Below are 16239 nucleotides of genomic sequence, written 5' to 3' on the forward strand. Positions count from 1 at the left end.
AGTTGGCGCTAAGCTCTCTGAGACCAACTGGGTTCGTTGGGATCAACGATGGCACATGAAATGGTTTCAATCGTCGAGAAGACATGGGTCGCGCAGTATGCGCACGAGGGTGACCGACGGCCGCAGCTCGGCCAGATCAAGGACGTGTATCCAGACCCCTGCGGAGACGGCCTATTGCTGGACGTCGTGCTGTTCGCGCACGACGGGCGCAAGCTCGGACGCGCGTCACCGCCGATGGGTGGCCCCCGCGGATTTGAACCTGCGTGCGCCGCGGAGCGCTGGACGCCGATTGAAGCGCCCGACTTCGAAGCGATGAGCGCGCTCTACTTCTATGGTGACGCCCTCAAACCGATCGGGGGTTCTGCGTGAGGATTGGGACGTTGCTGCAGGACAATGACCCGAGGCGACCGGGTCGAATCCTCGAGGTCACGGGGCATGGCGTAACGACAGCCATGGGGCTCGATCATGTGCACGCCCGCCCTGTGGGCGGCGGCCGGGAGGTGGCCATCGCCTGCCGGCGTATCTACGCAGACGCACGCCCCCGCTCGCGCGGTTTCTCGGTCGTCGACGAGGCGATGCCGCCTGCGCGGGAAGACCCCTTGAGAGCGCACATCGGCAAGCCTGTATGGCTGCTGCGGGGCGCTCGGGGAAGAGATTCGGGTCCCGGCCACTTCAGGCGCGTGCGAGCGATCCTGGATGGCGTGGTCGGGGACCTTGTCCATGCAACCTTGCTCGAAGATGATGCCGAAGCAACCGTCGAGCCGTTCAAGACAGGGGAGCGAGGTATCTGGCACGGGCGATCCTTCGTCGAACCGCTGCCCGATCAAGCTGAAGGAGTACGCGATGATTAGGGAAGAGCTTCTCCTCAAGGGAGCGCATATCAGCGGAACATTTTCGGTTCACACCGCGAGGGGCCTGGCCGGCGCTTATGGCGTCGACGTCTTCGTGACCGGCGAGGACACTGCGGTTTTCGTGCTGACCGAGATCCCGGGGAATCCTGGCGTGAGCGTGACCGACGTGATTGAGGATCTGCACGCGAAGGTACGGGAAACGTTCTTGCCTGACCGAGAGCTCGACCAGATCCTCTGGGTCGAGCGGTTCATTGAAGGCGTAGTGTTCAAGGCAGGCAAGGTGGTACGCGCTGAAACCTTCGATCTCACGTACTTCAGGAAGGGCAAGGCGTACCGGATGCCGATTGGCGATCGCTCCGAAAGGGCGTTCTGGGAAACGCTCTTTGGGGCCCAGCCAAAAGGACTCAGGCTGACGCGCTTTTGCTTGAAGTGAGGACGTCGTCGCCTAAAAAAGGGGGCGCATGCGCATTGAAGCGCTCAAGGTGCGGTGCGCTTCCGTCGCCAAGGGTCTTCGGCAGAGAAGCCCGAACCTGTTGGGCGTGCGCTTCCTGGATGCCCTTCTCAGTGAGCTTCCAGTCCGAGAACCCTCCCCCCGTCCGAGCGATGTAGCCCAAGAGATAAAGCTGGTACACGGCCACATGTAGCCGGTCATATTTGGGGTCCGAGATGCTGAAGCGCGCATCGCTGTTCAAGGCTGCTGACAAGACCTGGCGGCACTGCTTCTCGAGATTGCCCTGAACTGCATGCGTCAACGGGTTCGGGGCCGTTGCCATGCCAACACCCTCCTGCGCCAAGCATTCTGCCTGGTGTCATCGCGTAAAATGCCCTCGTCGTTAGACGCGCATTCCGCCATGCTACCGCTTATGAGAGTGTGTTGTCAGGCTTGAAAAGGCCTGGGTGTGACAAGTTGCATGAAAAAATCCCGGCAGCGAGGCTGTCGGGATTTGGGGGTCAGTCAATGACAGAACGGGGGATCGTTCCGTCGAGGATGTTCTCGCGCAGAGCATCGCGCAGTTCATCCGTTGATTCGCGGTCGTAGCAAGCGAAGCCGTAGGCTTCAAGAATCTCCACGATTTTTGGGCGCTCGAGCCAGTTCACGTCTCTGGCAAGATCGCCCTCCCAAGCATGCGGCATGATTGCTCCTTGATGAGGTGCGTCAGATGACGCGTAAGAAAAATGTCACCCGTCCGAGCGCAAGCCCATCGAACGCATCACCGATCGAGGCGATGGATTCAGTGCTGCAATCTCCATCAGCATCGCCTTGGTTCTCATTTTCCGAAGCCACGGTTCTGTGCGGGCAAAGTCACGGAACGCACCTGCGGCCGGCGTGATGAAACCGTCGGCAAGCGCGTTGCGAAAAGCCTCCAGAGGAGAAGGTTTGATCGAGTGACCGCTGATGCCGGACTTGTCGAACCAAACCAGCCGCCCGGAGTTGTCCTTTTGTCTTACGACAAGGACGTAGGACCCGGAGCCGTTCGTGAGCTCGAGCCCGTCGGGCGTACCTCCGTTCAGTGACAGTAGGTCGTTTTCGCGATCCACGGTGTTGCGATCGTCCCAGTGAAGTTGCAGAGTCGCGCGAGCAGTCGTCCCGGGGGACGCAGTTGCTGCGTTGCCTTCTGCAGAAGGGGTTAAGAAAAGGCGAACACCCCTGTTCGGAGTTTCGAAGAGGGGGGATGCCACACTATGCGTCACATTCTGCCTCAAGTTCATCGTCAGGGTCATGAGCATCTCCAGGCCACCAGGGCAAAGTCCTTGTGGCTGCAATGGCGTGACGGGCTGCCATACGCGAGCACTCACAAGCGCTTGAGTGCGGCGACGGTGGGGCAGTGGTTTGTTTGGGCCGCGCCCGACCACTCGGTAGACTCAAATTAAACGTTTTCAGAAGAGGTTCGCTTTGAAGGCTGTCGACCTGCATGAGTTCCGACTGCTGCTCGAGAACACCGCGATCAAACAGATTCGCGCACAGAAAGTGCCCATGAGCAAGGCGTGGAATCTCGTATTCCAGTGCCCGGGCGGGGAATATGCCTTGCGCCAGAGCCCTGGCGAACCGCAAGCCTTTGAGGATCTACACGATGCTCTCAACCTGCTGGAACAGGAGGGCCTCAAGATCGACACCTTGCACTTTGGAGTTCGGACATGAACCCGAGTCACATTCAAATCGGCCGCAGCAAGGTGCCCTGCAGGGTCAGATCGGGTGAGGTGACCGTTTGCTTCGAACACACGTCAGGCGGCTCGATGCTCGAGATCGACCAAGGCGCCGCCTACGAGCAGTTCAAGCTCGAACGTCGCAGGACGTTCAACGAAGGCGAGTACGTGAGCGTGATCGAGTGCGACCCGCACGGGAGGGGCCAGTGGCGCGTCGTTGCTATCGCGCGGCACGAGAGCCGAACCTGGGCGTTCGATGTCGAGCCCTCCTCCTTTCTCAAGGCGCACAATCTGATCCGCGACCGCCTCGAACCCAAGGACTTCACGATTGCCGCCACCGCCGGGCTTGGAACGCTCGCACTTGTGGCATCGGGCGTGACGGTGCTGCTGTTCACGCCGATCCTGGTGCCGATGCTGTGGATCGAGGCGAAGAAATTCATGCTTCGCCGCAGTCGCGTGGCCAGCAGCATGAGGCTTCTCTCCCACGTGGACTTCATCTCTCAGGCCGTGATCGGCTCTCGTGCATCGCGCACGCTCGATGCGCGGTGAGTCCCTTCCCCCGCTGATGGCGATCGCTGAAGACTCACTTGGCGGGTAACGCCATTGCGTTAATGGAACGGCGTTAATCACGGCCAGCAATAGAAAACCCCGGCTAGGCGATGCTAGCGCGGGGTGGGTGGGGAGATTACTGCAGCGTGTTCAGCAGCCCCTGGTGGAGGGCTTTACCGAAGCGCACGTTGAGGAGCGCGATACGCTCCGATTCGATGACGTCGGCCGACGCCCTACACATGATTGCGTCCTGCAAGGCCGCCTTACGCCGTTTTGCCAGCTCGATCTCCGACAAGAGGTCAGCGAACGAGAAGGCATCCTCGAGGCTTGGGCCGCCAACATGCTCTACCTCATGGGCGAAGATATCTGGAAACGGGAGGGTCGCGTGAGGCAAGCCTGCCCAGGCTGAATAGAAGGCACCCCCGGCAAACGCAGAGCGTAAGTACAGGTGTGAAGCCTGGGCCTCAAAGTCGGCAACTGCCAGATGGTGGGGTCGATAAGACGCTTTCACGAGACGGTCGCGCCCGCGCCCATTGAGTCTTACGCGAGTCAGATCACGCCCGAGAGTCACTTCGCCGTACAAGGCCCAAAGGTCGCGGTTGGCAAAGATCGGGAACCGCCTGGCGTCCTCAGCCGACAGTTGCCAGGTGAAGGTGTCAAGCCCGAGCCCGGTGATCCTCCCGCGGACGAGCTGGTGGCCCATCAAACAGTACATGTCGGTCGTCGGGAGCTCGATCTGAAGCAGGGCAGGCTCTTGGTCGAATGCGTACTGGGAGACAAGACCGTTGGGCACTTGCATCAGCGATGCCCGCGGCTCCTTGAGGTCGAAGAACGGGACTTCCATGATTAATCCTCCTGACGCAGAAGATCGATCAAGACAACCTCGTCGGCGCCGAAGAACTGCGTCGCCGGTTCGCCGCCGTTGCCGTAGTCCAGGAGAACGCGCAGATCGTCCAGCCGGCCGGTCGTGATCCCCACGACCCGCTGATTCTGCCGCTCGTTGGCGTACGAAAGCCACATGCCGGGTTTGAGATCCTTTGCCTTGATGGAGGCAATGGTGTGCTCACGCAAGGCCCGTACCGCCTCCGAGTGCACGCGGCCGACCTCAGCAGCGGCCAGATCGCGCCCTTGGTCGTCAAGGTGGTGCTGCCAGGCCGAGAGAAAGCCCAGCGAGTCTTGCAGGGCTCGGCCCAAAGCCTGAATGGCTGCCTTTTCATTCATGAGAATTTGCTCCTGTCGAGTTGAGTGTTCGCTTCAGTCACGAAGCGATCGCGTTGCAGCATGGTAGGCAGACAGCCGGCCATAAGCATGAAAAAGCCCGAATCGACGATCCGGGCTTTGGGGTAAAAAGAGGTGGCTTCAGGATAGAAACCGCATGGCGAAGCTACTTTGAATTGCGCGCTCGGCCTTTTTGAGAAAAGCTGACATCGTGGCATCCAACGTGGCGGACGACGGATTCGGATCCATCAGCAGGCCGCTACAGAGGGCAAGCGCATTCTTGCCTTCGGAGATGTACTCACCCTCAAGTCGGTATTGCCGCGTATCCATATTGATGTAAAGCCAGAGCTCTGCTTGATTTGGGCCATAGATCTTGGTCACTGAATTCTTGATAATGCGATCGGGCTTCCAGCCGGCACTCACCAACCAGGCGATAATCGCGTTGCAGGTGTCATCCTTACCCGAGCAAAGACGCTCATAGGCTTCCTTCCAGGTGGTCATGCCGCACCGCCTTTCGTCTCAGCGAAACGCGCCGCGATATCGGAGAGCCATTTCGACTGCTTCTCCGTAAGGGGAAGCCAACGCCCCGTTCGCATACGGCAACTCAGAACGAATTCGCGCTCCTTCTGCGGTAGCGAGTCGTAGTTGTCGAGACAGCGATCAATCTGCTCGCGTTGGAGCGCGTCGAGCGCTTCGCGAGCCTTGTCTTCTGCTTCACGTGCGGCCCTTTGTTCAGCCTGGTAGGCCGGGTCTCTCAGCTTCTTGAAATCGATCATTGCTATTCCTTTGGGTTGAGGTTGGTTTCATCGCCCTCGATGTAGGCTTTCAAGTGATCGGCATGGCAAGGCAGCGGAGCGCACCAACACGCCAAAGCGATGTGCCCGCCTGCTTTCACCCGAGCCTTGATGTCCTCGAGCGCCCGGTAGATCGGCCCCTGCGCAGCGAGATCGGGCAGAAGCACCTCCTTGCGATACCGCTCGATCACATTGTGTCTGCCGGCTGGGTTTCGCCAGTCGCGAAGATGGAAAGGGTTGCCCAGCACAGGGTTGGTGCGATCTGCGCTGATCACGGTCTGGTTTGCGTCAGGCTTAACACCCCCTGCGCGCTTGCTGACCACCTGGATCGAGCCGGCGAGAGGCTCCGGTTCGGCTTGTGGAAGGTTGCTTTGCTTCAGTCGTTCGACCCCTGACTCGATCTGGCGGCGGACGGACTGTGCATCCTGGGTGAAGTCCTTGTTGTCCGCGCCGCGCTGCAAGAAGCCCTTCGGAAGCAGTGCAATCGCCGGAATGTCCAATATGCACGCCGCTGTCACACCGGCAAGGTCAATGCCCGTCTGACCGCCCGAGCGGATGGAGTCGAGCTTCCAGTGCTTCGAACAAGTCGCAAGGACATCCAAGACGAACTGGTCGGCGCGAGCTTGTGTCCAGCCGCGACCAAGAAGCGTAGGCAGGCTGTTGCCGGCCACATTGAGCGTAGTGGCCTGGAATCGCCGCAAAGCCGCATACAGGATCCGTGCCGCTTCAATCGGATCGCTATCGAGACTGATGGCCACGTAACGCGTACCGGCCGCCTTCCTTGTAAGTCGTTCCCCATGCGTGTCGAAATCGACTGCAAACGCCACGGTAAGGTCGGCCTTCGCGGCATTTTCGCGGGTGCGCGGCGGATAACTGGCCAAACCGTGCTCAATGACTGCGAGTGACTCGATCACTGCGCAACCTCCCTGCCTTCAACGAAGGCGCGAATGCGGTAGTAGTGAGGCATGAAAAAACTCCTTGAACGGGGTCAATTGAAGAAATTGGTTTGTTGGTCGTAGTGCTGGTAATCAACATCGAACACCCAGTACGATCGACTATAACCAACGATGTGACTGCTCCGGGAATAGGGTCTGTATTCGCGGATGGGGTCCGGTCCAAAGCACTCCCGGAGATGCGCTTTTTCGGGCAAAGCCTTCCTGACGAGCGCACGAAGCCGCAGCGTCGTGGAGCGATCGTGATGCCGAGGCGTGACAAAGAGCTGAAAGTTGCCAAACCGTCCCCAGTCATCGATGTAGGCAGACTCGATCGACGGATCAGCGGCAAGCCGCTTTGCCATCGCTTTCATCTCTTCGATTTGAGATTGCGTAGTAGGCATGATGTCGTCTACTCCTTGTCTGCATCTTCGAACTGAAGAAACCCATTGTCGTCTTCGTCAAGTCCATAGCCGCGAATGTGCTTGCACACCTCGTGAACCTTGACGGGGCTAAGCGGCCCTTCGGTATGCAGAAGCAGGTTTTGCCTGCCACAGAAGGGGCATGGCGCTTGTGCCGCGAGATAGGGGCCGATCATGTCGATCGCGGTTGATTCGGGGACACGTTGTATCGTCATTTGCTTTCACCTCAGGCGCTGAGTGGTAAGAGTCGCCGCGCATGTGCTGCAGCGAAGATCGTTGCATCAGAGGTGGCCGCACGTGCCGATGTAAGCAGCCAAAGAAAAACCCGCAGAGGCGATGCCTGTGCGGGTTGGGTTGATGAATGAGTCAGGGCTCAGCGAGCGTTATTGACGATCGCGTAGGCCTGGCTCCAGAGCGTCGGGTCTCCGTCCTTGAGAACCTCGAGCAAAAGGCGTTTTTCCTCCAGATAGACCGCCGCGAACTTGGGGTCGTGCTGAAGAATCGATCGGCTGTTGGAAATCAGGTCCGCGAGTTTGATGGTCTTGGCAGCAGGCGATGCTTTCGCGAGATGTTCGCGATCGATCGCCTTGCGCACCGCTCGGTTCCCATCTTCGGGCTTACTGACGTCGGTGAGCATCTCGACCAGGCTTGCGACTTCCGCTCCGAGGAGCGCTTCGATCTCGGTGATCGTCGCTTCTGTGTCCTCCAGTGTGTCATGGCACCAAGCCGCCAGAATCATCGCCTCGGTGTGAGGAACGCTTCTGACCAGTTCGACCACTTCGGCCGGATGGACGATGTACGGCTCACCGGTGTACTTGCGGCGTTGCCCGACTTCCTCGTGCGCGAGAGAGGCGAATCGTCTTGCGAGTTCTTCCATTTCAAGCAGCCTTCTTGCGTGACTTGGTTTTCGGCGCAGCGTCCAGATCCGCGACGCGCACCAGGGCTGCCGCGATCGCACCGATAGCGTCACCCAAGCGGACATCATAGAGCCCAGAGCGCTCATGGATCACCTGGCCAGCACGCACGTAGCGAACCAGAAGCTCATCCACCCCGTCGATACCGACCTCCAGCACATCACCACAAGGCAAATCGATGGGGATCAATCCCCGCGGGAAGGCACTGGTCTCATCGGCCTTGAGATCCAGCTCGAGATGGCAGGACGCATGAAGCACGCCCAGCCCGCTGTTGACGATGAAGTAGACGGCCTTCTCGACGATGCCACCATACTCGGTGCTGACAGGGGTCCTGGTCGACTCGGCCGAGATCGGGCGAAGCCAGCCGCTGCTAAGCGTCACGCTCGTGCGATAGCCGTTCTCGGGCTCAGGCTGCACCTTGACCGCGCCGCTGTTGAAGCCGGCATGCAGATCGATCACCGTGGTCGTGCAGTAGTCGGGCGGCGAAACGGTGACCTCCACACGCTCCTGCGTTTCGTCGAACGGAACGTAGAGGCAGCGCAATCCAGCCAACTCCCGTTGCAGTGCCTGGGCACGGTTTCGGCTCGCCTCTTCGACCAACGCAAGGCCACGCCTGACGTCCATCAGGTCCGCAAGCTTGATTGCACGCGGATCCTCCTCGGCGGCCGGCGCGAACCCTTGTTCGGCGAAGAACCGCTTGACACCTACGCCTTGGATTCGCGCTCCTTCGAGATATCCGGAGCGACCCGAGGCGTAGAGAAGATACGTTTTCTTCTCGCCTTTTTGCGGCAGGCAGATTGCGACTGCCGTACCGCGGGAGAGCTCAAGGCCGTCATTGTGGGTAGGAACAACAATTTCGTACGTCATGGTAAGGCTCCGTTTTGTCAAAGAATGTCGCCGTCTTCACTGAGACCGACGTTGAAGCGGGTAATCCACCCGCGGGAAAATGCATTGGCGATATAGGCGGAAAGGAACTCCGTCGAACACACATGCTGGATTCGCTTTGCGGCCTGTTCTTCTGTCATCCGGCCCAGATAGAGCTCCTGAAAAACGCGCTTGAGTGCGTCGTCCTGACGTCTCCAGGCATCATCATTGGCATGACTCATGGTTCTCTCCTTGAAAGTCAGGGTGGTATTCACGTGGACGTTGCAAGGGTTTTGGAGAACGCGGGCTTATATGAAAAAGCTGCGCTAATCAAAGACAACGCCACAGGAAGCTCCCGCAACTTTCAAAATAAGGAAATCATGAAAATGGACGACGAATTGGAGCGATTAGCTAGTGCACTGGACCGGGAAGCCCCCTTGATCGACTTTGCGGCACTACCCGCTGAGGTCGAAGACGAGAGCGTTCACGTTCTTGTCGCTCGTAATGGGCAGTGCAGAACGATCTGGAAACTCAGCCGCGGCTTGGTGAACCACAACGGGGACGTCAATCTTCAATCCGCATGGAGGAAGCCACTACGACGTTTACTTGAAGCAACGGACGACGGGAAACCGTCTATTTACAACCAACTTATAACGGAGCTTTGCGGTCCGGGTAGCTCAATTGCGAGAAAAGATGGGCAGTTCGGGGTGTTTTACGAAACCCGCTTTCCTTGTGATGACGGGCGTCATCTCTCGCACGACGAAGTTGTGACGCACCTTATCCGCGGGTTGCTCGATGTACAGGCGTCTTTTGGTAGAGTGGAGTTCGCAATACCATCGCGTTTGAGCTGCCCTGAGGGTGCCGTCTCCGTTTGGGCTTTCATCCCGCCTGGTCGCCTCGACCGCTTTGGTCGACAGACGATGATGTTGGCACTTAGCCGCCTTTATGACGACGGTTCGGCTCAATGGAAAGAGCTTTGGTCAGAAGTCGGCGTCAGCGACTGTTTCGCGAAGTTCGAGCAGGTGATCGAGGACAAAGGCAGAAAGGTCAAGTTCACGATCCGTATTGAACCAAGGATTAACAGTCGTAGCTTTGGAAAGGCAGAGCTTTTCTGTGAGGAAACAGCTCAGTGGAAACCGTTGGCATCCATAGGCTTTGGATCGCTGACAGCATCAGAAGAGGCCCTCAAAGCGCCGTCGAATACCCTGGCCAAATGGCATTTCCTATCGGACCGCGACGAGTTGCTTCGCCGCAGCAGAGCGCTTTTGGAGTAGCGCAAGTACAAAAAGCAAAGGCCAGACTTCGTCTGGCCTTTTTTTACCTTCCGCTCGCTTTCTCCGTGGCATCGAAAGGCTAGCACTCCGGCCGCTATAGGACCTCGTTCGCGCGATCAGCAAGCCGCGAGCGCTCCCCGTGCGCCAACGTGACGTGGCCGGCATGCGGCCAATTCCGGAAGCGATCAACCGCTGCCGCAAGCCCCGAGCTCGCTTCGGTCAGGAACGGTGAATCGATCTGCGCCATATTGCCGAGGCACACCATCTTGGTCCCCGGCCCCGCTCGCGTAATCAACGTCTTCATCTGCTTGGGCGTGAGGTTCTGTGCTTCGTCGATGATGACGAACTTGTTGAGGAAGGTGCGCCCGCGCATGAAGTTCAGACTTTTGACCTTGATCCGGGCTTTCACAAGATCGCGAGTGGCCTTTTGACCCCAAGCATTCTCATCCTCTCCCCCAAGCAGTACATCGAGCGTGTCATCAAGAAATTCCATCCACGGCCCCATCTTCTCTTCCTCGGTTCCCGGGAGGAAGCCAATATCCTCGCCGACCGGCACCGTGACCCTCGTCACGATGATTTCCGAGTAGCGCTTCATTTCGAGAGTCTGCGTAAGCGCTGCGGCAAGGGTGAGCAAGGTCTTGCCCGATCCAGCCTGCCCCAGGAGCGTCACCAGATCGACCTCCGGATCCATGAGAAGATTGAGTGCGTAATTCTGCTCGACGTTACGCGCCTGGATGCCCCACACGTTGAGCTTCGCGTGCGCATAGTCCAGGACTGACTCGAGCACGACCACCGGCCCATCCTTTTCCTTTACTCGAGCATGGAAAGGCGGATCAGCCGCGACGGTCACGAAGTGGTTCAGCGCGAGGTCCCTGGCCAAAGGCCCGCTCACGGCATAGTAGACCCGGCCGTCGTCCTTCCACGACTTGAGGCCCCGTGCATGCGTTTCCCAGAAGTCGGCCGGCAAGGTCCGGTAGCCGGGATCAAGCAGCTCCCTGTCATCGAGAACCTTGTCGTTGAAATAGTCTTGCGCGGCCTGCCCCAGCGCACGGGCCTTGATCCGCATGTTGATGTCCTTCGACACCAACACGACCTCACGGCTCTGGACGGTCGTTTTCCCAAGATGAATGAGCACCGCGAGAATCTGGTTGTCCCCACGTGCGCGGGGCAGACTTTCAGGCAGCGTCTCGTCGATCGATTCCGACTGGAAGAAAAGACGCCCCGTTGCAAGCCCCTTGGACGCTGCCTTGAGCTCAATGCCTTTGTCGATCCCATTCGGAGACGTCTGAACGATGTCATCCAGAAGCCGGCTGACCTGGCGGGCATTTCGCGCCACATCGCTAGTTCCCTTCTTGTTGTGATCGAGCTCTTCGAGCACCACCATTGGGATGTAGATGTCGTGTTCCTCGAATCGGTGCAGCGAAGTGGGGTCATGCAGCAGCACGTTGGTATCGAGGACGAAGAGCTTCGAGCGTTTGCGCTTGGCGGTGGCCACTGTGTGTGCTCCAGGTGATTGAGGGTCTCGATTCATGCTTGCACACCGTGTCTCCAAAACGAAACGAACCGCGCCTTACGCCGCAAAATGAAAAAGCCCGCGCATCTCGAAGAGACGGCGGGCTGGGGGTTTATTGAGTACGCGATCGCGTTTCAGTGGTGAGCGCCTCGTGAATCAGGTGATCCCGTAACGCGCTTCCTCATTTGCGATCTTGTAGGCTGCACGCAGCGTTTTGAGCCGCCGGGCGCTGTGCTTGACGGGCTCGAAGTCCGTTTGGCCAGATGCATAGAGCGCAGTCAGCTCATGATGATTTCGGAGCGCTTCGCGATGAGCTGCGGCAATCTCCTTGGGGGATTTGTAAAGAACAGGTTCCATGGGGCACCTTGAAGGTGAGTGGCTGGAGGCCCAGGTGCGCTAGAGGTGCGCCACATGGGCATGACAGAAGGACCGCAACCCGCACCGCTGCAGTTCCCGGCGCTTGTTACGTTTGATGGCGCTGTAAGGGCCACGCCACGGCGCATATTGGACTGCAGCGAACACCTTGAGGCCTGCTCGACGGTTGATGCGTTCGTCGATCGTGCCCTGCAAGAGGCTCGCAAACCACAAGCTTCTGCAGCCCTCGTAGTTGATGAGGTGATCACCGACGAAGCACCAATTACGCCGCGGCGCTCGTTGCAGAAAATCCCGGATCTCGTTTTGAAGCAGGATTGTCATCGTCTGGCCCTCAAACCGTGATCACGGGGTGCCCGGAATCCAGGACTGACAGCATGGCACCACTGGCATCCTGACGCTCGATGGGACCGAACCCCTGGATCGGTTTGCATTCACCGGCTTCACGATCGAACACCGTGACCGCATCGGCACGATGCTCGAGGGGCATTCGATCGATGAGCTCGTAGAGTTGCTGGTAGCTCATCAAGCCCTCTGCGTTGGACCGAAGACGGCACAGGTGATCCGACGCAACCTGTCCGTACCAGATCGAAAGTGCCTGCTCCTGTTCGACTTCGATGTAGGTGTCGTGCCCCTGCCTTCGAATGACGAGAAAGTGGTCGGCCAGTGGGGCTGACTCCAGATCGAGCCAGACCTCATGGGTCTGGATGTGCTCGATGATGGCGCTCACCGGCAAGTCAGCACCCATGACGCCGAGTCCTGAAACCACGGTGTGAACGGCGCCTTCCTGGGGAAGCAGTGACAGCGCTTCACGCGCTGAGATGAGTTTGCGGTGCATGATTTTTTGCCTCGTTTGAATTGGATGGCGCCTAGTTCCAGCGTCGCTGGTCTTCGACGGCCTTGATGCGGAAGGCCTTCGGCAGCAGGCAGGGATCGCTCATGATGAGTTCGGCCCCCGACGGCAGCGCGAACTCCTGAACGAAACCGACGATGTCTTTTTCCTGGTGGCTGCGGCTGTAGTCGTCGTAGGCGTCCTCATAGAGCTTGAGCGTCTGAGCGACAGCCCGGCGCAACCAGGCCTCGTCCGGATCCACCTGCTGGAGCCTCGCTTCTTGCGCCAGCGTGCGTTTCAGGGTGGAGAGGTTGTCTTCACCGATCTCCTGGTAGACCATCGCGCCCCTGCCCTGGCCGCCTGGGCGGTTCCCGGCGATCACAACGGGAATGAAGACCCGTGTCCGGTTGTGCTCACGCATGACGCACCTCCATCTGCGACGGGCCGGACTTGTTGCCGACCAGCGCCTGGATGATGGCCTTGCCGTCTCGCACGTAAGGCGCGAGCAAGCGCAAGCTCAGGTCGACGACTTGATCGCGAAGTTCGTTGGGGAACATTCGCGCATCGGCTTCGCTGATCTTCGTCATCGGCGCCATGAGCGCGATGAGTACGTACTGTGCTTGACGCAACGTCGACTCGGCCTCGAGAAGCGGACAATTGCCCGGTTTGGATACCCTCAGCCCGGCATTGATGCGCTCTTCTTCACAACGTGTTACGTAGGTCTGAAAGGCCTGCTCGTCGAGAAACCAGCTCTTAGAGGGATCGTCGATCGTCTCGTGGATGCCGGCATCGCGTAGCTTGGAAGCGACTGGCCATTGGCCTTCGACAAGGATCCGTGTCTGGTAAGCCTTCACGATCGACTCGACGGTGTCGTGAAGGGCTTGTGCTGTAAAAACATTCTCCGCAGCACGGATCATGTCTGGGGTGGGTTGAAACGATTTCATTGAAAACTCCTTTCGAATGGATTGCGCAGTGGCGCAAATGAGGCCGGGACCGCGAGGTCGGGGCCGGACAAGAGACCCTTGCGCAAAGCGGCAAGGTCAGGCGTTGCAAGCGATTAGTGCGACGTGGCGCGATAAGGTCACGAGATGGGTTATCTTGGCGCGACGATTTCATGCCATGGCATGATAAACACTCTACTTTCATGGTTAAGATGACAAGCATGACGCGAAGCCTTCCAGCACTACTGCGCCAATACAGAAACAAGCGTGAATGGTCGCTCAGTATCGTGGCAGATCAATCAGGGACGTCGGCGCAACACCTTTCCGAGATCGAGAGCGGCAAGGTCGATGCCCGGCTATCAAGCATTGAACGCATTGCTAAGACACTTGGGTTGGAAGTGATGCTTGTGCCGGTGGAACACGTCGTTGCAATACGGACGCACATCAAGAATGGCAGATCCATTCAATTGCTAACTCATGGAGAGCGTTATGAAGACGAATAAGCTCAGCTTCTCGGTGCGTGAGGAGTTCGACCACAATGACAAGCCGATTCAGACCGGCGTGTTCAGCCGTGATTGGGAGTCCGAGGAGCTTTCAGACGAAATCATGGACGGCGTCGAAGCCGGCGCACTCGAGGCTGAGGAGGCGATGGAGCAGCTCGAGGAGATCATCGAACAAGATCCGGAAAATCTCGAGACCTACAACGCGCTGTGCTCGCTCTATTGGGAAAACGAGCTCAAGCCTGTTGCGAGCGAGTTCTATGAGAAGGCTTACAAGCTTGCTTCGGCGCTCATCCCTCGCGGGTTCAAGGGCCAGATCCCGTGGTCTAACCTCGATAATCGTGCGTTTTTGCGCGTCGCATACGGCCGGCTTCTGTGCCTGATAGAAGAAGAAAATGGACGAGCTGCACAAGCGCTCGCAAACAAGTTGCTACGATGGAGCCCGATGGATAGCCTTGGGGTTCGGCTCTTGATGGGCGACATAAAGCTCATTCAGTTCGATTACGCTGGCGCGATGAAGCACTACCTCAAGTACGCTGACGAGCAGCCAGTACACTGGTACCAGGCCGCCTTGATCGCATTCAGGGACAATGACTTCGTATCCGCGTGCACATACCTTCGTCGAGGCATCGCACATAATCCTTATGTAGCCGAAGGTATTCTTGGTCGAACGGTGTTTTTCGATCATCTTTACTGGCACAGCACCACCTTTGGAACTACAGAAGCTGCGGTCGAGTACCTTCAAAGCTGGCCTCGCTTGTGGTCTGACGAAGAAGTCAATTTTGTAGATTGGGTGTTCAACCACTCCAGCGTCTTGAGAGAGCGCTCGGAGATCACCAAGATCCTTGAAGACAGCTCAAATGAGCGAGATGCTAAAGAGAGGGATGCGCTCTGGTACAAGAAACAAAGCTTTTTGAGCAACATCGACAGCACGCTTTCCGAGAAGATGGTTCGTCCAATCATGAATCGTTGGCAAGAAGAAATTCTTCCGTGGGATCGCTTGGGTCACATGATGCCCGCCGCAGCGCGCAATGAGCCGGTGCACTGAAACGCCATCGCTGGAGACGTCCGTTGAAAACCAATACTGGCTCATCAAACGCGCGCCCTCGCGATCACTTGATCGCCGCCGGCAAGCTCTACCCTGGCGCGTGGAAATACGCAGATGAGTGCCGTGCGGACCGCGGCGACGGGCTTCCGGACTGGCCCGACTGGTGTTACCTACCCCTGGCGGCAGCCTATGCCATCGTGAGCGGCGGCGGTCCGAACCGCGTATCGCTCAACCAGGCGGGCGACGTCGGGCGCCTGGGCGCTTTGATGGCGTGGCGGGTCACACAAGGCATCTACCGATTCGATCCCGCGCTTTTCGAGCGCCTGATCGAGACGCCTGTAAGCGGTGACATTCCGCACGAGATCCTCTATCGGCTCCCGGAATGGGCCGTCTATGTTGAGACGCCCGGGCTGCGGTACCGCGATTCGCCCCTTTACGGCGTCTTCGCGCACCTGGAGTTCGACATCAACCACCAGCGACCGGAGCTGCGGCTGCTACTCGACGCGGAGATCGCGCTCGAGCCCTTCCCGCTGCATCTGGGGCCATGGTCGCTGGAAGAGTCGATCAGACGGATGACCGATGTGGCGAAGGTGCAAGGGCTCGCCGTCGGGGCCTCGATCCCGGCTGGCGAGCTGGTCTCCGAGGCACGACCCATCGTCGAACCGATCCTATCCTTGCTGCTCTATCTGTGCGCCGAGAATGCCGAGATCGGGGATGGCCAGGCCCGTCCGGCAAATCCGACGCCCAAACGCACCAAGTCCGGCCCGAGGCTCTTTGCGCCCGACCGGCCCACAACCTGGGATGTCGGCGTGCGCCTCGGTGCGGCCCTGCGCCGCGCCTATCACGCGAGCGAAACCGCGGGAGACGGGACGCATGCGGGCCCACGTCCGCACGTGCGCCGGGCGCATTGGCACGGGTTCAGAAGCGGCGCCATGAAGCGTGAGGATGGATCTCCGATCGCAGCGGGCGATCGCGAATTCAAGCTGCGATGGCTACCGCCGATCCCGGTGAATCTGGATGATATGTCGGAGTTGCCGGCGACGATCCGGCCGTTGAAAGGCAGATAAGGC

Annotated in this window: 27 protein-coding genes; 9 read left to right on the plus strand and 18 right to left on the minus strand. The window is 58.8% G+C overall.

The window, feature by feature from the left end:
• Nucleotides 1–48: 48 nt before the first annotated feature.
• Nucleotides 49–369 carry a hypothetical protein gene (locus ACMV5O_RS16605; RefSeq protein ID WP_416164506.1) on the plus strand — a complete coding sequence of 107 codons (321 nt, stop codon included), beginning with the start codon at nucleotides 49–51 and terminating at the stop codon, nucleotides 367–369.
• A 369-nt stretch (nucleotides 370–738) separates the two neighbouring features.
• A complete protein-coding gene (locus tag ACMV5O_RS16610) occupies nucleotides 739–1284 on the plus strand; it encodes a hypothetical protein (protein WP_416164507.1) in 546 nt (181 codons plus the stop codon).
• On the opposite strand, the gene ACMV5O_RS16615 is transcribed toward ACMV5O_RS16610, so the two are convergent.
• The 3 genes from ACMV5O_RS16615 to ACMV5O_RS16625 all read right to left on the minus strand — a co-directional run bounded on the left by ACMV5O_RS16615 (nucleotide 1256) and on the right by ACMV5O_RS16625 (nucleotide 2573).
• The gene (locus ACMV5O_RS16615; RefSeq protein ID WP_416164508.1) at nucleotides 1256–1624 is read right to left on the minus strand and encodes a hypothetical protein; all 369 of its coding nucleotides are present in this window, start codon (nucleotides 1622–1624) and stop codon (nucleotides 1256–1258) included. The two genes, ACMV5O_RS16610 and ACMV5O_RS16615, sit on opposite strands and share 29 nt — an antisense overlap.
• A 178-nt stretch (nucleotides 1625–1802) precedes the next feature.
• A complete protein-coding gene (locus tag ACMV5O_RS16620; RefSeq protein WP_416164509.1) occupies nucleotides 1803–1985 on the minus strand; it encodes a hypothetical protein in 183 nt (60 codons plus the stop codon).
• A gap of 45 nt (nucleotides 1986–2030) precedes the next feature.
• Entirely contained in the window at nucleotides 2031–2573 is a 543-nt protein-coding gene (locus ACMV5O_RS16625) for a hypothetical protein (protein ID WP_416164510.1), read from the minus strand.
• 172 nt (nucleotides 2574–2745) lie between these two features.
• Here ACMV5O_RS16625 and ACMV5O_RS16630 point away from each other — a divergent pair, with 172 nt between their 5' ends.
• Together ACMV5O_RS16630 and ACMV5O_RS16635 are read left to right on the plus strand one after the other, a co-directional pair.
• Nucleotides 2746–2991, plus strand: coding sequence for a hypothetical protein (locus ACMV5O_RS16630; RefSeq protein ID WP_416164511.1), 246 nt, complete (start codon nucleotides 2746–2748; stop codon nucleotides 2989–2991).
• Nucleotides 2988–3545 carry a hypothetical protein gene (locus ACMV5O_RS16635; RefSeq protein ID WP_416164512.1) on the plus strand — a complete coding sequence of 186 codons (558 nt, stop codon included), beginning with the start codon at nucleotides 2988–2990 and terminating at the stop codon, nucleotides 3543–3545. Before ACMV5O_RS16630 ends, ACMV5O_RS16635 begins: the two co-directional genes overlap by 4 nt.
• Before the next feature lie 136 nt (nucleotides 3546–3681).
• On the opposite strand, the gene ACMV5O_RS16640 is transcribed toward ACMV5O_RS16635, so the two are convergent.
• The 10 genes from ACMV5O_RS16640 to ACMV5O_RS16685 form a co-directional block, all read right to left on the minus strand.
• Nucleotides 3682–4389, minus strand: coding sequence for a hypothetical protein (locus ACMV5O_RS16640; RefSeq protein WP_416164513.1), 708 nt, complete (start codon nucleotides 4387–4389; stop codon nucleotides 3682–3684).
• A gap of 2 nt (nucleotides 4390–4391) precedes the next feature.
• A complete protein-coding gene (locus ACMV5O_RS16645; RefSeq protein ID WP_416164514.1) occupies nucleotides 4392–4766 on the minus strand; it encodes a hypothetical protein in 375 nt (124 codons plus the stop codon).
• A 138-nt stretch (nucleotides 4767–4904) separates the two neighbouring features.
• The gene (locus ACMV5O_RS16650) at nucleotides 4905–5264 is read right to left on the minus strand and encodes a hypothetical protein (protein ID WP_416164515.1); all 360 of its coding nucleotides are present in this window, start codon (nucleotides 5262–5264) and stop codon (nucleotides 4905–4907) included.
• Entirely contained in the window at nucleotides 5261–5539 is a 279-nt protein-coding gene (locus ACMV5O_RS16655; RefSeq protein ID WP_416164516.1) for a hypothetical protein, read from the minus strand. The genes ACMV5O_RS16650 and ACMV5O_RS16655 overlap by 4 nt, the downstream gene beginning before the upstream one ends.
• Nucleotides 5540–5541: 2 nt before the next feature.
• Nucleotides 5542–6471 (minus strand): DUF4326 domain-containing protein, encoded by a 930-nt coding sequence (locus ACMV5O_RS16660; protein WP_416164517.1) that lies wholly within the window; start codon nucleotides 6469–6471, stop codon nucleotides 5542–5544.
• A 74-nt stretch (nucleotides 6472–6545) separates the two neighbouring features.
• Nucleotides 6546–6893 carry a hypothetical protein gene (locus tag ACMV5O_RS16665; RefSeq protein WP_416164518.1) on the minus strand — a complete coding sequence of 116 codons (348 nt, stop codon included), beginning with the start codon at nucleotides 6891–6893 and terminating at the stop codon, nucleotides 6546–6548.
• Between the two features lie 8 nt (nucleotides 6894–6901).
• Entirely contained in the window at nucleotides 6902–7126 is a 225-nt protein-coding gene (locus ACMV5O_RS16670) for a hypothetical protein (protein ID WP_416164519.1), read from the minus strand.
• Nucleotides 7127–7284: 158 nt separating this feature from the next.
• On the minus strand, nucleotides 7285–7788 hold the full coding sequence (locus tag ACMV5O_RS16675) for an HD domain-containing protein (RefSeq protein ID WP_416164520.1): 504 nt from the start codon (nucleotides 7786–7788) through the stop codon (nucleotides 7285–7287).
• A 1-nt stretch (nucleotide 7789) separates the two neighbouring features.
• The gene (locus tag ACMV5O_RS16680; protein ID WP_416164521.1) at nucleotides 7790–8692 is read right to left on the minus strand and encodes a hypothetical protein; all 903 of its coding nucleotides are present in this window, start codon (nucleotides 8690–8692) and stop codon (nucleotides 7790–7792) included.
• A gap of 17 nt (nucleotides 8693–8709) precedes the next feature.
• Entirely contained in the window at nucleotides 8710–8931 is a 222-nt protein-coding gene (locus ACMV5O_RS16685; RefSeq protein WP_416164522.1) for a hypothetical protein, read from the minus strand.
• On the opposite strand from ACMV5O_RS16685, the gene ACMV5O_RS16690 reads away from it, so the two are divergent.
• A complete protein-coding gene (locus tag ACMV5O_RS16690; RefSeq protein WP_416164523.1) occupies nucleotides 8923–9963 on the plus strand; it encodes a hypothetical protein in 1041 nt (346 codons plus the stop codon). The genes ACMV5O_RS16685 and ACMV5O_RS16690 overlap by 9 nt on opposite strands.
• 94 nt (nucleotides 9964–10057) lie before the next feature.
• On the opposite strand, the gene ACMV5O_RS16695 is transcribed toward ACMV5O_RS16690, so the two are convergent.
• Both ACMV5O_RS16695 and ACMV5O_RS16700 read right to left on the minus strand, forming a co-directional pair.
• Nucleotides 10058–11494, minus strand: a complete 1437-nt coding sequence (locus tag ACMV5O_RS16695) for a PhoH family protein (protein ID WP_416164524.1) — start codon at nucleotides 11492–11494, stop codon at nucleotides 10058–10060.
• A 138-nt stretch (nucleotides 11495–11632) separates the two neighbouring features.
• Complete coding sequence (locus ACMV5O_RS16700; protein ID WP_416164525.1) at nucleotides 11633–11833, minus strand: hypothetical protein; 201 nt, start codon at nucleotides 11831–11833, stop codon at nucleotides 11633–11635.
• Nucleotides 11834–11887: 54 nt separating this feature from the next.
• On the opposite strand from ACMV5O_RS16700, the gene ACMV5O_RS16705 reads away from it, so the two are divergent.
• Nucleotides 11888–12193 carry a hypothetical protein gene (locus ACMV5O_RS16705; RefSeq protein WP_416164526.1) on the plus strand — a complete coding sequence of 102 codons (306 nt, stop codon included), beginning with the start codon at nucleotides 11888–11890 and terminating at the stop codon, nucleotides 12191–12193.
• Here the strand turns inward: ACMV5O_RS16705 and ACMV5O_RS16710 are convergent.
• From ACMV5O_RS16710 to ACMV5O_RS16720, 3 genes are read right to left on the minus strand one after another with little or no spacing between them, the layout of a single operon-like run.
• Nucleotides 12183–12686 carry a hypothetical protein gene (locus ACMV5O_RS16710; RefSeq protein ID WP_416164527.1) on the minus strand — a complete coding sequence of 168 codons (504 nt, stop codon included), beginning with the start codon at nucleotides 12684–12686 and terminating at the stop codon, nucleotides 12183–12185. The genes ACMV5O_RS16705 and ACMV5O_RS16710 overlap by 11 nt on opposite strands.
• A gap of 31 nt (nucleotides 12687–12717) precedes the next feature.
• Complete coding sequence (locus tag ACMV5O_RS16715) at nucleotides 12718–13101, minus strand: hypothetical protein (RefSeq protein ID WP_416164528.1); 384 nt, start codon at nucleotides 13099–13101, stop codon at nucleotides 12718–12720.
• Nucleotides 13094–13624, minus strand: a complete 531-nt coding sequence (locus ACMV5O_RS16720) for a hypothetical protein (protein WP_416164529.1) — start codon at nucleotides 13622–13624, stop codon at nucleotides 13094–13096. The genes ACMV5O_RS16715 and ACMV5O_RS16720 overlap by 8 nt, the downstream gene beginning before the upstream one ends.
• Nucleotides 13625–13842: 218 nt before the next feature.
• Here ACMV5O_RS16720 and ACMV5O_RS16725 point away from each other — a divergent pair, with 218 nt between their 5' ends.
• Genes ACMV5O_RS16725 through ACMV5O_RS16735 form a run of 3 tightly spaced genes read left to right on the plus strand, consistent with a single transcriptional unit; the run spans nucleotide 13843 to nucleotide 16236 of the window.
• Nucleotides 13843–14124, plus strand: coding sequence for a helix-turn-helix domain-containing protein (locus tag ACMV5O_RS16725; protein ID WP_416164530.1), 282 nt, complete (start codon nucleotides 13843–13845; stop codon nucleotides 14122–14124).
• Nucleotides 14111–15169, plus strand: a complete 1059-nt coding sequence (locus ACMV5O_RS16730) for a tetratricopeptide repeat protein (RefSeq protein ID WP_416164531.1) — start codon at nucleotides 14111–14113, stop codon at nucleotides 15167–15169. The genes ACMV5O_RS16725 and ACMV5O_RS16730 overlap by 14 nt, the downstream gene beginning before the upstream one ends.
• A 23-nt stretch (nucleotides 15170–15192) precedes the next feature.
• Nucleotides 15193–16236 carry an AcrVA2 family anti-CRISPR protein gene (locus tag ACMV5O_RS16735; RefSeq protein ID WP_416164532.1) on the plus strand — a complete coding sequence of 348 codons (1044 nt, stop codon included), beginning with the start codon at nucleotides 15193–15195 and terminating at the stop codon, nucleotides 16234–16236.
• Nucleotides 16237–16239: the final 3 nt, after the last annotated feature.

Origin of the sequence: Thauera sp. WH-1 (genome assembly GCF_047806685.1) — a bacterium.
Classification (GTDB): Bacteria; Pseudomonadota; Gammaproteobacteria; order Burkholderiales; family Rhodocyclaceae; genus Thauera.

Excerpts from the sequence above, each read along its gene's own strand:
- ACMV5O_RS16725 (WP_416164530.1), top strand. The coding sequence starts at position 13,843 with ATGACGCGAAGCCTTCCAGCACTACTGCGCCAATACAGAAACAAGCGT.
- ACMV5O_RS16690 (WP_416164523.1), top strand. The coding sequence starts at position 8,923 with ATGACTCATGGTTCTCTCCTTGAAAGTCAGGGTGGTATTCACGTGGAC.
- ACMV5O_RS16675 (WP_416164520.1), bottom strand. The coding sequence starts at position 7,788 with ATGGAAGAACTCGCAAGACGATTCGCCTCTCTCGCGCACGAGGAAGTC.
- ACMV5O_RS16705 (WP_416164526.1), top strand. The coding sequence starts at position 11,888 with ATGGGCATGACAGAAGGACCGCAACCCGCACCGCTGCAGTTCCCGGCG.
- ACMV5O_RS16680 (WP_416164521.1), bottom strand. The coding sequence starts at position 8,692 with ATGACGTACGAAATTGTTGTTCCTACCCACAATGACGGCCTTGAGCTC.
- ACMV5O_RS16625 (WP_416164510.1), bottom strand. The coding sequence starts at position 2,573 with ATGACCCTGACGATGAACTTGAGGCAGAATGTGACGCATAGTGTGGCA.
- ACMV5O_RS16645 (WP_416164514.1), bottom strand. The coding sequence starts at position 4,766 with ATGAATGAAAAGGCAGCCATTCAGGCTTTGGGCCGAGCCCTGCAAGAC.
- ACMV5O_RS16695 (WP_416164524.1), bottom strand. The coding sequence starts at position 11,494 with ATGAATCGAGACCCTCAATCACCTGGAGCACACACAGTGGCCACCGCC.
- ACMV5O_RS16730 (WP_416164531.1), top strand. The coding sequence starts at position 14,111 with ATGAAGACGAATAAGCTCAGCTTCTCGGTGCGTGAGGAGTTCGACCAC.
- ACMV5O_RS16700 (WP_416164525.1), bottom strand. The coding sequence starts at position 11,833 with ATGGAACCTGTTCTTTACAAATCCCCCAAGGAGATTGCCGCAGCTCAT.
- ACMV5O_RS16720 (WP_416164529.1), bottom strand. The coding sequence starts at position 13,624 with ATGAAATCGTTTCAACCCACCCCAGACATGATCCGTGCTGCGGAGAAT.
- ACMV5O_RS16670 (WP_416164519.1), bottom strand. The coding sequence starts at position 7,126 with ATGACGATACAACGTGTCCCCGAATCAACCGCGATCGACATGATCGGC.
- ACMV5O_RS16655 (WP_416164516.1), bottom strand. The coding sequence starts at position 5,539 with ATGATCGATTTCAAGAAGCTGAGAGACCCGGCCTACCAGGCTGAACAA.
- ACMV5O_RS16605 (WP_416164506.1), top strand. The coding sequence starts at position 49 with ATGGCACATGAAATGGTTTCAATCGTCGAGAAGACATGGGTCGCGCAG.
- ACMV5O_RS16710 (WP_416164527.1), bottom strand. The coding sequence starts at position 12,686 with ATGCACCGCAAACTCATCTCAGCGCGTGAAGCGCTGTCACTGCTTCCC.
- ACMV5O_RS16715 (WP_416164528.1), bottom strand. The coding sequence starts at position 13,101 with ATGCGTGAGCACAACCGGACACGGGTCTTCATTCCCGTTGTGATCGCC.
- ACMV5O_RS16635 (WP_416164512.1), top strand. The coding sequence starts at position 2,988 with ATGAACCCGAGTCACATTCAAATCGGCCGCAGCAAGGTGCCCTGCAGG.
- ACMV5O_RS16615 (WP_416164508.1), bottom strand. The coding sequence starts at position 1,624 with ATGGCAACGGCCCCGAACCCGTTGACGCATGCAGTTCAGGGCAATCTC.
- ACMV5O_RS16620 (WP_416164509.1), bottom strand. The coding sequence starts at position 1,985 with ATGCCGCATGCTTGGGAGGGCGATCTTGCCAGAGACGTGAACTGGCTC.
- ACMV5O_RS16640 (WP_416164513.1), bottom strand. The coding sequence starts at position 4,389 with ATGGAAGTCCCGTTCTTCGACCTCAAGGAGCCGCGGGCATCGCTGATG.
- ACMV5O_RS16685 (WP_416164522.1), bottom strand. The coding sequence starts at position 8,931 with ATGAGTCATGCCAATGATGATGCCTGGAGACGTCAGGACGACGCACTC.
- ACMV5O_RS16610 (WP_416164507.1), top strand. The coding sequence starts at position 739 with ATGATGCCGAAGCAACCGTCGAGCCGTTCAAGACAGGGGAGCGAGGTA.
- ACMV5O_RS16650 (WP_416164515.1), bottom strand. The coding sequence starts at position 5,264 with ATGACCACCTGGAAGGAAGCCTATGAGCGTCTTTGCTCGGGTAAGGAT.
- ACMV5O_RS16665 (WP_416164518.1), bottom strand. The coding sequence starts at position 6,893 with ATGCCTACTACGCAATCTCAAATCGAAGAGATGAAAGCGATGGCAAAG.